Below are 15,777 nucleotides of genomic sequence, written 5' to 3' on the forward strand. Positions count from 1 at the left end.
CGGCTCACCACTTTGCTACAAGTTTAGTTTGTTACTTAAAAGTTGGGACAGGTTCTGAAACTCATCGATTGACAATTTGTCATAGAGAAAATCAGTTGGACTTTGTTCCGTTACTTGTTTGCTGCAGCAATGGTCAATTAGATTCGTCAAATGTTTTTGGAATAAAAACAATATTCGTTCAATGGTTTGTTGCTGGTATTCTTGCTTGTTATAGTTGCATGTAATAATTAACTGTTCATTCTCATTAATAATGCAGTTGATATCTAACGCTACGGATCTTTCCGTAAAGGGACTAGCCTCTTCTCCTGAGGAAAATTTAGAAAGTGTAAATACATCTGTATCTAGTTCCGTATCAAAACGCCCCATATAATTAAAGGCAATTTCAGGAGCGGCTTGAAAGGCAGTCACACCAGACTCATTCACTTGAGCATAGTTTAATACCCCATACCCAAAGCCCTTGTTCGGTATCCTTCTAAGGCTATCTTTGATGTTCTTAATCTGATATGAAAGATCATGCGCATTGTCCACTTCCAGTAAAAATGGATACATTGTTGTGAACCAACCAACGGTTCTGGAAATGTTCATTTCCTGAAACACTTCTTCTCGCCCATGCCCTTCAAGATAGATCAACACACGAGACTGCTGAGTCCATTCTTTGATACTTAATCCAAGAGCAGTGAGCAAAATGTCATTAATTTCAGTATTGTAGGCCTGGTGCACCTGTTTTAATAATTTACTAGTGTTCTCATTATCAAGTGAGACACTTACATTTTCGCTATCACGCAACATATTGGTTTCATAGGAGTTATCTTTAGGTAACGTTCCAGACTCGGTTTGCTCCAGCTGTGTCCAGTATTCCAGTTCTTGTGCCAGCTCCTCGCTTGTTGCATATTGGCTTATTTCTTGTGCCCAAGAGCGGTACGAATCTGTTTTGTCTGGCAAGAGTAGTGCTGCCCCCTGCTGATATTGCTGATAAAGGGACGTAAAATCTTGTAAAATAATTCTCCACGAAACCCCATCAACTACCAGGTGATGAACCGCAATGAGCAGGTGATCTCCCTCAACAGTCCGGAATAATCCCAGCTTCATTAAAGGGCCGGTTGTGAGATCGAAGCTACTTTGAATAGCCGTTGCTTCTTGCTCAATCCATGCTTCTGCTGGTAGACCTTCAGGCAGTGATTTTATCGCCAAGGATAGTGGTTGATTGTTTAGCCCTTCATTGTATTGAACGATGCGATCTTCTCTCTGACAGAATGTCATTCTTAAGGCATCATGCTGTTTAATGATGCAGTCAAATGCAGCCACAATCCCTTGCTCATCAAAACCGTCTTCAGAAAATAGCATGACGGACTGATTAAAATGCTGAGGACTTATCTTCTGTAGATGGAAGAATCGCTGCTGTATTGGCGTTAAAGGCAGCTCTCCCTCAATAGCTTCCTGACTAATTTTCCGACGGATCACCTTAACGAATGGGCTCAATTGTCTAATCTGAGGGTACAAAAATAATTCTTTAATGCTTAGCTTGTAGCCATGTGTGTTCAAACGCGAGACGATTTGCAGACCCTTAATAGAGTCTCCGCCCAAATCAAAGAAGTTGTGAGTTGCACTCACGCCTGTTACGGCAAGCACTTCCTCCCATATTTGGGCCAGCAATACTTCAGTCTCACCTGTTGGTTCCACATACTCCACTTCTAAGGCACCGCTCCAGTCAGGTTCAGGTAATGCTTTACGGTTAATCTTTCCGCCAGGTGTAATGGGGATCACGTCAAGCGGAACATACACCGAAGGTATCATGTAATCAGGAAGCTCCTTAGCCAACTGCATTTTGATATGATCCGTATCTAATCGATTAGCTGAAACCACATACGCGCATAAATAAGAACTTCCCTTATTCTCTTTGACCATTACGACAGTTTCCTGAATATCAGCTATGCCTAAAAGATGATATTCAATTTCACTAAGCTCAATCCTATAGCCGCGAATTTTGACCTGAAAATCGGATCTACCCAAGAATGCAATATTACCGTCGGGCAAGTATTTAGCTAAATCTCCTGTTTTATAGAGCTTTTCATAGCCAGGCATTGAATAAGGATTATCTATAAAGCTGGCCTTCGTTTTAGTCGGATCATTCAAATATCCAATCCCAAGTGGTGTACCTGCAATATACATTTCTCCTGCGATTCCTACGGGAACCCTTTTTAGTCCAGGGTCCAATATATAAATCTTGGTATTGGCAATTGGCTTTCCGATAGGAATTCTGTCTTCATCTCCTGTCACTCGATAAGCAACACAGCCTATACTTGCCTCCGTTGGACCATACAGGTTCGTGATTTGAACATGAGGAAAAATGGTTAAAAACGTATGAACCGTCGATGGCGTAATTTCTTCACCACCAAGAATAACTTGTTGAAGAGAATCCAATTGCTTGGTTCGAGTTGAATTTTGGTCCAACTGGTTGACAATAGCATTAAATACGGATGGAACGAAGTCTGTAAAAGAAATACGCTCCTGTTCAATGATATTCGTCATGTACGTAGCATCCACGGTCATGCCTGTTTCCGGCAACACGGTCGTTCCACCGTTCATTAATGGCCAAAACAATTGCCATACCGCGCTGTCGTATACATGATGAGTCGTCTGGAGAACACTTTGTGCAGCCGATGTTCCAAAATAGTCGTTCATCCATAGAAAACGATTGGTGATTCCTTTATGGGCAGCAATAACCCCTTTGGGTTTGCCAGTTGAACCCGAAGTAAAGATTACATAGATTGGTGATTCCATATCTACATCTACTGCCGGGTTACTGATAGCGTTACTCCTCTTTTCGACTACAGAGCAGTCTATAACTAGATACTCTTCAGCATTTATTTCTGAACTGATAGGTGTACTTGGATTGACCAATAGGATAGAACTTCCCAAATCCTGCAGGGCGCTCTGTAAGCGGTCAATAGGCCACTCTGTATCAAGAGGCGAAAAAGCAGCACCTGTTTTCATAACAGCCAGTATGGATACTACCAGTTCCAAGCTCCGTTCCATGAGTATAGGCACATAACTTCCAAGTCCAATTCCTCTAGCCAACAAATTGCTTGCTATCGCGTTCGCCTGATCATTTAACTCCTTGTAGGTCAGCACCTGATCTTGATAGATAACAGCTTTAGCATCCGGTCTTCTATCAGCCTGCTCCTCAATATAATGATGTATGGGTCTTGGCTGTGGATAAGCTGTATGAGTGCTGTTATACCGTTCCTCCATAGCAACCGCTTCTGTTGCGCTTAGAAGATTAATATCAGTCAATGCCATATCAGCGTTTTGGACTACTTCCTCCAATACATTCAGGTAATGCTCGACGAGAAGCTCAATTGTTTCTTTTTTATACAGTTTTGTACTGTACTCAAATTCCAGATGAACTCTCTCAGCCTTTTGTTCGGCATTCAGTACAAGATCGAATTTGGAAATACCCGTTTTGAACGGATATAGCTCAAAATTAAGGTTATCGGCTTGCCACTGCTGTGCATCCGTATTCATAAAGGAGAACATCGTGTCAAACAACGGATTTCGACTCAGGTCTCTCTTGATGGACAGCTTATCAACCAGTTCGGCAAATGAATACGATTGATTTTGCAGAGCTTGCAGCGTGTTTTCTTTTACTTCGTTCAAAAAGGTTTTGAAGCTCTTATGACTAGCCGGATGGTTTCGAATAGCCAGGGTATTGACGAATAACCCTACGATCCCATTGGTATCTGCATGCGTTCGTCCAGATGTTGGAATGCCGATTACGATATCTTCCTGTCCCGCATATTTCCCCAGCAGCACATTATAGGCAGCAAATAGAAGCATAAAGAGTGTGCTATCTGTTTGAATACACGTGAGATTCAACTGTTCTATAAGCTTTTCGGACAGTTCGACTTTCACCATATCTCCAACAAAACTCTGCAATTGTGGCCGCTGATAGTCTGTAGGAAGATCTAGTACGGGAAGTTCTCCTTTATATTGATCAAGCCAATACTGTTCTTGCTTTGCATGAATTTCTGTATTCGATCTGAGCCAAGCAGAGTAATCTTTGTATTGAAGCGGTAAAGCGGGAAGTTCTTCTCCCTTGTACAGCTTGTTCCATTCGTTAATAATAGTGTCGATAGAAGTACCGTCAGCTATCAAATGGTGCATATCAATAAGAAGCATAAATTTATCACGATCCATTTGAAGAAGCTCTGCCCGAAATAGTGGGGCTTTACCAACATCAAAAGGACGGATGAAATTATGGATCAATGTATCTATGCCCTTTGGCGTAATATCACCAGCAGCCCGGGCAAAGCCAAGTTCAAAGCTTACCTCTGGTTGTACAAATTGCACCGCTCTATCATCCACGTATCCGAACGAGGTCCGAAATGCTTCATGCCGGGCTAATAATTGTTCAAAGGTACGCTCCACTCTTCTTCGATCTACATGACCTTCGATCATCAATGCTGCCGACATGTTGTAAGCCACACCCGTCTCATCTAGCGGTAGCACGGCCAACAATCTGGATTGTGCTGGAGAAACCTCATAATAAGCTCCCTCAGTCACTGCCTCAATTCGTTGGTAATCTGTGGGTTTGGCAGCAAGAATCTTCTTGGAGAGCGCTTCGATTGTTGGTGCCCCAAATATATCTTGAGTTGAAATTTCGATATGAAAGACCTCGTTGATTTTCGCAGTCAACAGGGTCGCTTTCATCGAGTGCCCACCTATTTCAAAAAAATGATCGTGTATACCAATCGGAGAAATCTCCAGCAGATCCTGCCACATTTCGATCAATAGCTGCTCCGTTTCATTATTGGGCCCAACGTGCTGTAATTCTTTGCTAGAATGCTCCCCTGGTTCAGGTAATGCACTTTTACTAACTTTGCCGTTTGCTGTCAGCGGCATCGCATCCAACAAGAATACATGGGCTGGTACCATATAATGAGGCAGGCTTGACGACAGATAGTCTTTCAAAACATCTACTGTAACCGATTCCCGCAAAACGGCATAAGCGCATAAATACGGATTGTCATCTGTTCCTTTAATCACTACTGCTGCCTCTTTTACCGCTCTATGAGCCAACAATGTGCTTTCAATTTCACCTGGCTCAATCCGGTAGCCCCTGATTTTAACTTGTTGATCTGCGCGGCCAAGATACTCTAGCGTTCCGTCAGGTAACCATCTCGCTAAATCTCCTGTTCTGTAGAGCTTCATATTGTCCAAATAAGGGTGTGGGATAAATTTCTGCGTCGTAAGCTCAGGACGATTACGATATTCTCGCGCCATTCCTTTACCCCAAACGCATAATTCTCCTGAAAGCCCTATTGGCCGCAACTGCAAGTATTGATCCAGAATGAGAACGCCCGTATTAGGAATCGGCTTTCCAATACACCCCACTTCTTCAGGCCCCATATCTCGTAACATCGTTGTAACTACACTATTTTCTGTTGGACCATACTCATTGAACAATTGAATGCCAGGATGTTTGGCTTGGCTGGCTTCTATCAACCGTTTCGTTGCTTTCTCACCGCCTAACGTTACAACCTTGAGAGACTTGGCTTCATCTGGAGTCAGACCCTCTATAATAGACATGTACATGGAAGGAGTACACACGAGATGTGTAATATGATTTGATAAAATTAAGGTCTTCAGAGCCGATAATTCACTCAGTTCCTCATTTGTAGGCAGCACTACCGTACTTCCAGACAGCAGCGGAGTAAAAAAGGCACCCACAAAAGCATCAAATGAGCTAGACAGCATTGGCAGGATACGGTCTGTTGCTTCTAGTGCATATTCATTTATTCTCCAAGATAACGTATTTAATATCGCTCGATGCTCAATACAAACTCCTTTAGGAGTACCGGTTGAGCCTGATGTATAGATCACATATGCCAAATGACTTGAATCCGATTCCCACTTTGAAGACAACTTGCTTTCTGTTTTATACCACTCATCATCGTCCATATTTAGGACTAAACCTTCATAAGTTGTAGCATTGTAATTAGATGAGTCATTCAACAACAGGAGAGCAGCCCCGCTATCCTCAAGCATAAAGTGAATTCGTTCTTCTGGATAAGAACTGTCGATTGGAAGATAGGCGCCACCGGCTTTTAAAATAGCCAACATACCAACGGCCAAATCTAATGAACGGCCCGCCATTAAGCCGACTACAGTTTCTGCCCCTACTCCCCGCTTCATTAATGCCCTCGCCAGCTGATTTGATTTCTCGTTCAGCTCTTTATAAGTAATCACATGTCCCTGATGAACTACAGCTACATGATCCGGACTTTTGAGAGCTTGCTCTTCGAATTGCAAGTGCAACGTTTCTTGTTTCTCCACTATAGATGAAGAGGACAGATCAAAAGTGTTAAAGCCGTGTATTAGCTGCAACTTCTCTTCCTCAGGTAACCATTCCAACTTCCCAATCTCGCTCCAAGGTTGTTCTAAAATGGAGCGTAATATTTGTATATAGAGACTAGCAAGGCGATCAATCGTTTCTGATCGAAACAATTGGGTACAATAATTGAAGCGTAGGGCTAGACCCTCCTGCCATTCGTCAGCACTTAGTACCAAATCGAATTGGGAAATCCCTGGATTGAATTCACTTGGATGAAATTTTACTCCATTGGCTTCAAGAGAACTCATTTCAAAATTCTGCATGACAAACATCGTATCAAACAAAGGATTGCGTCCTTGGTCACGGCGGATATCCAGTCTCTCAATCAACGCTTCAAAAGGATAGTCTTGATAATCCATAGCTCGCAGAGTCGTTTCCTTGACCTCTTGCAAAAACGAATGAAAACTCCGCTGAGGAGACGGACGATTCCGCAAAGCTAACGTGTTAACAAACATTCCTATCATCGTTTCCGTGTCCGGATGCTGGCGTCCTGCCACCGCTGTTCCTACAATAATATCTTCCTGACCCGTATACTTTGCGAGCAGTATATTGTAAGCCGCAAGCAGGATCATAAAGGCCGTAGTCCCCGTATTTTTGGCAAGTTTCTTTAATTCCTCTGTCATTGCTGAAGTGATGTTATACGATAATACAGCCCCTTCGTAGCTTTGATGTAATGGTCTAGGGAAGTCCGTAGGCATTGCCAGTACAGGTAATTCTCCGTTCAAAACATTTTTCCAATAATGTTCCTGTTCAAACAAACGATTGCTGGTATATTGTTCCTTCTGCCATGCAACAAAATCTTTATATTGAATTTGGATCGGAGCTAACATTTCACTCCGATACAGCTGTACGAGTTCATTAAGGAAAATGGATAACGAAAGCCCATCTGCAATACTGTGATGCATATCCATGACCAACATATGTTTATTAGCTTCAAAGCGAAACAATTCTGCTCTGAAGAGTGGCCATTGGTGCAGGTCAAACGGACGGACAAACAAGCGACTCATCTCGTCTGCATCTTTCTCCAATATTTCTGTGACTTTGATTTCAAAAGCCGGCTCATCATGAATGACTTGTACAATTTCGCCATCCACGATATTAAAAGAAGTACGAAATGATTCATGACGCCGAATCAAATCCAGGCAAGCCTTCTGAAGACGGGGGATGTCTAGATCCCCATCAATACGCACCTGGCCCGTAATATTGTAAGCTGTACCTATCCCCATATCCTGCAAGACAAACATACGTCTTTGGGCATCGGATACTGCATAATGCGTACATTCTTCGAGCTTTTTAATAGAAACGGCTGTACCTTGTTTGGCTCCTTCGATCACCTTGGTCAAGGCCGAAACTGTCGGTGAATGAAAAAGTACATTCAAGGGGATTCGTTTGCCAAACTCTTGATGAACTCGGGCAAGCAAGAGAGTCGCCTTCAACGAATCTCCTCCTAGATCAAAGAAATTGTCATCAGATCTAACACGATTCAATCCCAGCACCGTTTCCCAAATTTCCCCTACTTTTCTCTCCGTGCTACTAACTGCCTCAACAGGTTCTTTGCTAACAGCTTGTTTCATAGTAGAAAGTTGCGACAAATCTACATATCCCTGCGAATTTAAGGGCATGTTTTCAAGCTGAATGATCTGTTGAGGTACCCATTGGTCTTGCAAATGATTTCGCAATTGCTTGCGTAGGATTTCCTCTATTCCATCATTAATACTCGTAACATATGCAACCAAATGGGTGTCTGCTCTGTCCTCTGTACTCTGAACTATCACTTGGCACTCGCTAATTTGTGGAATAGAGGTAATAAATCGTTCAAGCTGTTCAGTATATATGGCATGTCCTTTTATATAGGCTCGCTTCTGAACAGGTCCTAACAGTCGCAATTCACCGTTGGCGGTTCGCAAAGCCAGGATTCCTGTCGGTAAATACACTGAATTTTCGGAAGGAGATTCGTTTTCCTGTACTACATGCAGTTCCCCGATCGTCCCCACAGGCGCAGGTTGCAGATAATGATCCAGTAAATAGATGGCTCTTGGTGAATCGTTGTCCGTGATGCCGCTGGATTCGAGTTCCACATAGTCCCTGTAGTTTTTAACCCCATATTTCAGTTCATCCTGATTTAAGAGGGAGATATCTACAAAATCCCGTTCCTGCCCATCAGCAATCGTATTCAGGATGTGTAAAAAATACTCTGCCCAAATCTGCATTGTTTCCGGTGCGGCCAAGCTGGCTTTAATATCAAAATCAAACCAAAGCTCTCCCTCGACCTCCATCACATTGAGAAACATGTCATATTTGGAGTACAGGATCGGCGTCGGTATCAATTCGACGTCCAGTCCATGAAAATGAAAATTCTGCATTGGTCGATCCATATTGAAGATGACATTCATCTCAGGTATCCGTATGTTCTCAATACGCTCAATCAGATCAGCAAAAGAGTAGCTTTGAAGCGGTTCGACCTCCTGCATGACTTGCTTAACTTGTGCCATATACTTAAATAAAGAATCTTTACTGGTAATATGGCTCACAATCGGCAGCATGTTAACACAGTTACCGATCAAATTAATTTGTTCCATTCTAGACTGTCCAGAGGTAGGAATACCTACTACTATCGTTGTGTTTCCAGTTAAGCGGTGCAGAAACACCTTATATGCACTCAGCAGTGTAACAAACAAGCTGTTACCCGCTTTAATGCTAAGCTTTTTCAACTTTCTCGCCAGCGTACTGTCTGCCCGAATATTTATTCTTCTTCCTCTATACGATGCTTTCTTCATGCCACCGTCCTCAGACGGAATGTCCATGGCGACAGGGACGGAATCCAATGTCCGTGCCCAGTAAGAAACTGCCTCACTCACTCCTGCATGTTCTAGCTCCAACTGTTGCCAAGCTTGAAATTCTCTGAATTTTGGCGGTACAGGCAACGTGACTATATTTTCACCTTTGCAGAAAGAAGTGTAGGCTTGCTCCCATTCACGGATAAATACTGCCATCGACCAACCATCAGCAACAATGTGATGAAATGTGAACACCACAATATGTTCTTCCGGTTGTAAACGTAAAATGTGAGTTCGGAACAGCGGATCTTTGGACGTCAAATCAAACGCCCTTTTCCCCTCTTCCTCAAACCATTGCTTGACCTTTTCTTCGTGCTCTGATGGAGGAGATCCTGAGAAATCACTCAGTGAGATGACCACATTCACGTTGTCAAGAACATGCTGTTCTTCGCCATCGAGGTCAATAACCGTCCGTAGCGAATCATGCCGGTTCACAATTGCTTGAACTGAACGTTTTACAGTATCAAGCTGCAGTTGACCCTGCATCCGCAAGGCTGCTATTTCATTGAATGCAGTGGATGAATCACTTCTGGATTGCGTAGCAAACCAAATTTGCTGCTGCTCCTTTGTTAAAGGGAACGATGAGGATTCGATGGGAACCACATTATTTTTTCGGTTTCCATTTCCATCCGGTGATGGCGTATTGTCAGGTAAGAATCCCCCTTTTCTCAATTCCTCCACGCTTTCCTTTACAGCCTGTGTAATTTTTTGAAGGTCCCCATCTGTATGAGCAGTCGATAAAAAGCAATTGCGACCTTCCCAAATGTAAATTCCCTTGTCAATCAGCAGATGGAAAAAGAGCTCAATGTCGCCAAACGAAACAAACCGGAATAGTGAGCCATAGTTCACCATGTGGATAGGTACACTATTTTGTTTAAAATAAGTATTCAGCTCTGCTACCCATTCGTTGGTTCTTCGGTTCAGTTGTTCCTGAAGATTCGGCCCTTCAGACTTCAAATATTTCAAAGTCGCTAGAGCCGTGTGCATGGTCAGCGGATGTGTGCAGAAAGTACCGCCTACGAATGTTTTAATATTCGTATTTTCCGGATAGGAGTCGTCTCCGAACGACCACACACCTCCATCTACAGTGTCCATAAACTCTGAGCTTCCGGCGACAATGCCAACAGGCATACCTCCACCCGCCACTTTTCCGTAAGTAACTAGATCAGCTTTAATTCCAAACCAGGCCTGAGCACCTCCTGGATGAATTCTAAATCCTGTAATTACTTCATCAAAAATAAGTGCCGTTCCCGAATTTGCTGTGATCTCGCGAATTTGCTTCAAGAACTCCTTTGGTTGCAAATCCGGTCTGCGACTCTGTACAGGCTCAACCAATACGGCAGCAAGTTCATGTGCATAATGTTTGATAGCTTTTATAGAATCCGGGTGATTATAAGGGAGTACAATAACATCCTCCATCATGCTCGAAGGAATTCCCGGTGCCATGGGTAACGCCTCTCCTCTGCTTGAGTTCGGATCGGACACAGCCAGTACACCATCGAACGTTCCATGGTAAGAACCAGCAAACAGCACTATTTTGGAGCGTCCTGTAGCCGCTCTAGCCAAACGTAAAGCAACCATAACAGCTTCTGACCCCGAATTATAAAAGGCAACCCGCTCCACACCTGTCAGCTCGCTAATCAAGGCAGCAACCTCACCTGCTGTATTTGACATAGGGCCGATCGAAGGCGTACGGTCGTGCACATTGCTCCGCAAAGTATCGGTTAGCCAAGCTGGGTTATGACCCAGTAAATGAACCCCGAAGCCCATAGTTAGATCAATGTACTCATTCCCATCTACATCCCATATCCTTGAACCCGAAGCGCTCTCTGAAATGATAGGATATACGATTTCTTTCCAATAGGACCGGAACCCAGACACATGACGATTATTAGCATGAACCAATCGACTATCCTGTGTGTATTTCTTGGACCCGCGGGTTCGTTGAGTATATCGTTTAATAAAACGCTGTAAGAAATCATTTTGCCGCCCACTGTATCCACTTTCCTCACCGATCAGTAGAGGTTGATAGGGTACAAAGGGTTTGGATTCAGTAGTTGTATTCACTTTAATTGTAGAAGTGATAGGCACGTCAGTTGCCACAGCATGCAGAGTTGTAGGCTGAACACTGACTGTGTCTTTGTTTGTTGTTAACGGTGCAGCCTGAATAGTTCCCCCTTGACCGCCACTAAGCATCTCTAGTTGTTTGGTCAACACTTGAGTAAGTCCAAGCTGTTGGTTGTTCAGTAATTCAATTTGTTGAGAGAGTAACTTTTCCAGGCCACCAAACTCGGACGAAGACTTTGCAGCAACCGTATTTTCTGGATTGACTTCTGTCCGATCATCGACCGTACTTAGAGCATCAGCAGCCGCTACCGATTGGGTGGTATATGTCAAATCTGAAATAAACGTTGTTAGACGATCCAGGTTTGTAACACTTTCAAAGAAGTGGTTCATGGGAACATCCACATTAAATTGTTCTCTAATTTCTTTTTGAACTTGAACTAGCATAATTGAATCCAAGCCCATTTCGAGAAAATGCATCTGTTCATCCAGTTGTTCCACCGTAAAACCGGAAACTTTACTGATTACATCTTTTAATACTTTGGAAATCTTCGCTGTGTAGTCTAGCTGATCTGTAGCTTGCAGTTCTTTTGGATACGCGGACTCCATACTTTTCTCCTCCCTGCCTACGTTACTTATCTGCACTACTTTTGGAGTAAACCAGCAACGATTTCGTTCAAAAGGGTACAAAGGCAGCGACTGGATTATTTTGATATCATCCGCATAAAGCGCTTGCCACGGAATAGCCATACCTTTGACGTACAGTTCACCCAATTGGCGTAGAGCGTGAACATCTGTATGTGCACTTGCTCTAATGGCTGTAATCAATCGACCTACCGTATCATCTTTTTCCCGTTTATGATCAACGCTCTGTTTATGAGAACCTATATACATATCAGGTGTATTCTCTCGTTTGTTCCCGGAAGTCCATCGCTCCAACTTGTGTAATAAATCCTCTGGACTGGAAGTAATAACTGCTAATTTATGTTCCATATGAGCTCTGCCGATATGTGTGGTATAGCACATCTGCTCCAAGGAAACCGCTGGATTTTGGCGTAAATAGTCCACATATCCCTCAACCAAATGATGCAGACTTCGCTCATTTTTTGCAGAAACCGTAAAAAGATGAATGCCATCCGGCGTGTTTACAGAATCATCATCTGTTCGCGTTTCTATAAACTCTTCCATAACAACATGAGCATTTGTTCCACTGAAACCAAAAGAACTTACTCCGCAGCGAAGTGGGGCATCATTTGAACTTAAATCCGCTACTTCTGTCGTTAAATAAAACGGCGACAATTCAAAATTAATACGGGAACTAGGCCTCTTAAAATGAACCAACGGAGGATTCTTCCTCGTTTGCAGCATCAGAACTGCTTTAATAAGACTGGATATTCCTGCTGCTTCAAATAAGTGACCAATATTGGGTTTGACAGAACCGATTGCACAAAATTGTTTTTTATCCGTATATTTTTCAAAGGCTTGTGTCAATCCCGCGATCTCAATAGGGTCCCCCAGTTTAGTTCCCGTTCCATGAGCTTCGATAAATGATAGAGTTTCCGGGTGAATAGCCGCATCATTCCAAGCGGCCTCTACCACTTCTGCCTGTGCGGAAGGACTAGGTGCAGTAATACCTACCGTTGTACCATCCTGATTCACCGCACTTCCTTTAATCACAGCATAAATACGATCTCCGTCTTGCAATGCTTGATCGAGAGGCTTCAACAGAACCGCTGCAACCCCTTCTCCCACACCTGTTCCATCCGCCTCTGCATCAAAGGTACGAGCTCTGTAATTTGGCGATTCCATATCTAGTCCCAGCTTCACTGGTAATAGCATCGTTCGGATTCCTCCAGCGATCGCCATCTTGCAATCCCCCGTCGCTAACGCCTTACAAGCCATATGAATCGCGACAAGTGAAGAGGAGCACGCCGTATCTACTGTTACTGCTGGACCTTTTAAATTAAGAAAGTACGAAATCCGACTTGCCAGCACTGACGGCAAATTTCCAACAATATACTGGTGAAATTTGTCCGGTTCTCCTTTAGAGAGCATCCGCTCATAATCGTAGCCCACTTTTGAGAAGCCGACGTAAACTCCTACCTTTTGTCCATGAATCCGATCCCCTGCATAGCCCCCATCCTCAAGTGCATGCCATGCGGTCTGAAGGAATAATCTCTGATTTGGGTCCATATAGCTTGCTTCCACAGGACTCAGCTTGAAGAACGCATAATCAAATTTATCAATTTCTTCTAGGAAGCCGCCTTCTATAAACTCTTCTTCTCCCTTCCTTTGATCCACAACTGATAAATAATCGATGGCGTCTTGCTTACGTTGAGAGCTTAAGTTCCCGATACAGTCATCGCCCTGAACAATATGATCCCAATACTGTGACACAGATGAAGAACCAGGTAAGTCCAAAGAAAGCCCAATAATAGCCACGTCCTTGCTATGGTTGTGATCCGTATCATCTGTAGGAATATGCTGTTGTTCAGAATCGGCAGGGCTCGCCAAAAATTCTGCCAAGTGAGCTATTGAGGGGTGATCAAACAAATCGGTAACTGCAAGCTTAATCCCCAGCTGATTTTCAATTTTGTCTGTAATCTGAACCAGTTGTAGGGAATTGGCTCCTAAATCAAAATAGCTATCTCTCGTATCAACCTCTTCCCTAAGTAATACCTCGCAGCAAATATCGTGAAGTACTTTTTCGATCTCAAACGAAAGTGTAGGCAATTTTTGATTTTTGTTTTTTTGCTCCATGATCCCTTTTAAAACTATCGAAGTCTCCTGATAATGTCCCGCTTCATACTGAGCCGCAAGCTTATACCTCTGTAACTTCCCACTGGTCGTTTTGGGCATTTGCTTAATAGGTATAATATCGTGAACCGCCCATCCTCCATGACGATACAAATGTTTTTTTAATTGAGATGCAATTGGAGAAAATTTTTCTATCGTCTTTTTGGATACGACAAATACCACAATTTCCTCTGATTCCATCCCATTTACACGAACTCCACACGCCGCCACACGATTAAGTTCGACTCCTTCTACTTCCTCAGCGATACGCTCGATGTCATGAGGGTAAACGTTCTGTCCATTTACAAATATGATATCCTTTGCTCTCCCTGTGACGACTAATTGACCTTCACGGAAGAACCCCAGATCGCCAGTTCTCACCCATCCATCTAACGTCAAAAGTTTGGATGTCGAATCTTCGTTGTTATAGTATCCTTTTGTAACATTTTCACCTTTGATTTGTATGTGCCCAATAACGCGATCCGCGACTTCTGCATCCTCGTCATCGCATATTCTGATTTCACAATAATCTAACGACTGACCGACCACAACAAATGGCAGAGCATTATGAAAAGTCTTGTCTACCTCCAAGACGGACTCTCCAATGTTTAAGTGCTTACGATCAACATAAACGGTTATATATTCAGTATCGATTGGCGGGATAGCAACTGCAACCGATGCTTCTGCTAAACCATATGATGTTCGCATAGTCGTTCTTTTTAATCCAAAAGGAGCTAATTTATCAAGAAAGGTGTCACACAATTCAGGAGAGATAGGTTCGGCACCATTGATGATGGCACGGATCTTGGACAGGTTCCAGTTCTTCACTTTTTCAGGTTTGAAAAATTGCATGAAATACTTATATCCGAAGTTTGGCGATGAAATAATGCTTACTTGATGTTCACTAGCTTTTTTTATCCAAAGTACTGGCTGACGAATGAACAGCGAAGTTGGCATAATATACTGATTCACTCCAGCAACTAATGGGGTAATATGATTGTAAATTAAACCCATATCATGGGTTAGAGGCATCCACTGCAAGAACGAATCTTGCTCTGTGACGACTGTCCTATTTATAATTCCACTTGTGTTATGAATGAGATTATGATGTGTAAGGATGACTCCCTTAGGATCACCTGTGGAACCGGAGGAAAACTGAATAAATGCTATATCCTCCAATTGAGGGGTGTGTATCTTTGCAAAGGATTGCTTGGGTTGTTCATGGTCTTGAAGAAGTAATTGATGACGATGGCGAATGTTTTCGAATAGGTCATCTTGGTTGCTTTTCAATGTATATTTCTCAAGGTCTTTTAATATTTTGGGCTCGATGATTAAAAAAGGATCGTTAAGAACATCCCAAATTTTAAAAAGTTTCATTCTATGCTCATCATTGTTACCGATGCTGACAGGTACCGGAATCATGCCACCAAGAATGCAAGCCCAAAACGCTTTTACAAAATGGCGATTATTTTCTATTTGAAATACAATTTCTTGTCCCTGCTTAACTCCTGCATCCTGAAGATTCCCCAGAAATGCTAGAGCTTCCCAATATAAATCTTTATAAGTAAGTGTTGTTTCATTTTGATCCGATTCAATAAAAGTAATAAATTTATGATCACACTTTCCCCGTTCTGTAATAACATCAAGCAGTGTTTTGAACCTATTTGTATACATGCTATTCCCCCG

1 protein-coding gene is annotated in these 15,777 nt (G+C 42.9%); it reads right to left on the reverse strand.

Annotation, left to right across the window (positions count from 1 at the left end; translation table 11 throughout):
- Positions 1-15: 15 nt before the first annotated feature.
- Positions 16-15,765: a non-ribosomal peptide synthetase gene (locus BN1546_RS06465; RefSeq protein WP_090736623.1), complete on the reverse strand. Its 15,750-nt coding sequence runs from the start codon at positions 15,763-15,765 to the stop codon at positions 16-18.
- Between the last annotated feature and the right edge of the window lie 12 nt (positions 15,766-15,777).

The sequence above is a fragment of the Paenibacillus sp. Mc5Re-14 genome, assembly GCF_001049835.1.
In the GTDB taxonomy this organism is placed as follows: Bacteria; Bacillota; Bacilli; order Paenibacillales; family Paenibacillaceae; genus Paenibacillus; species Paenibacillus polymyxa_C.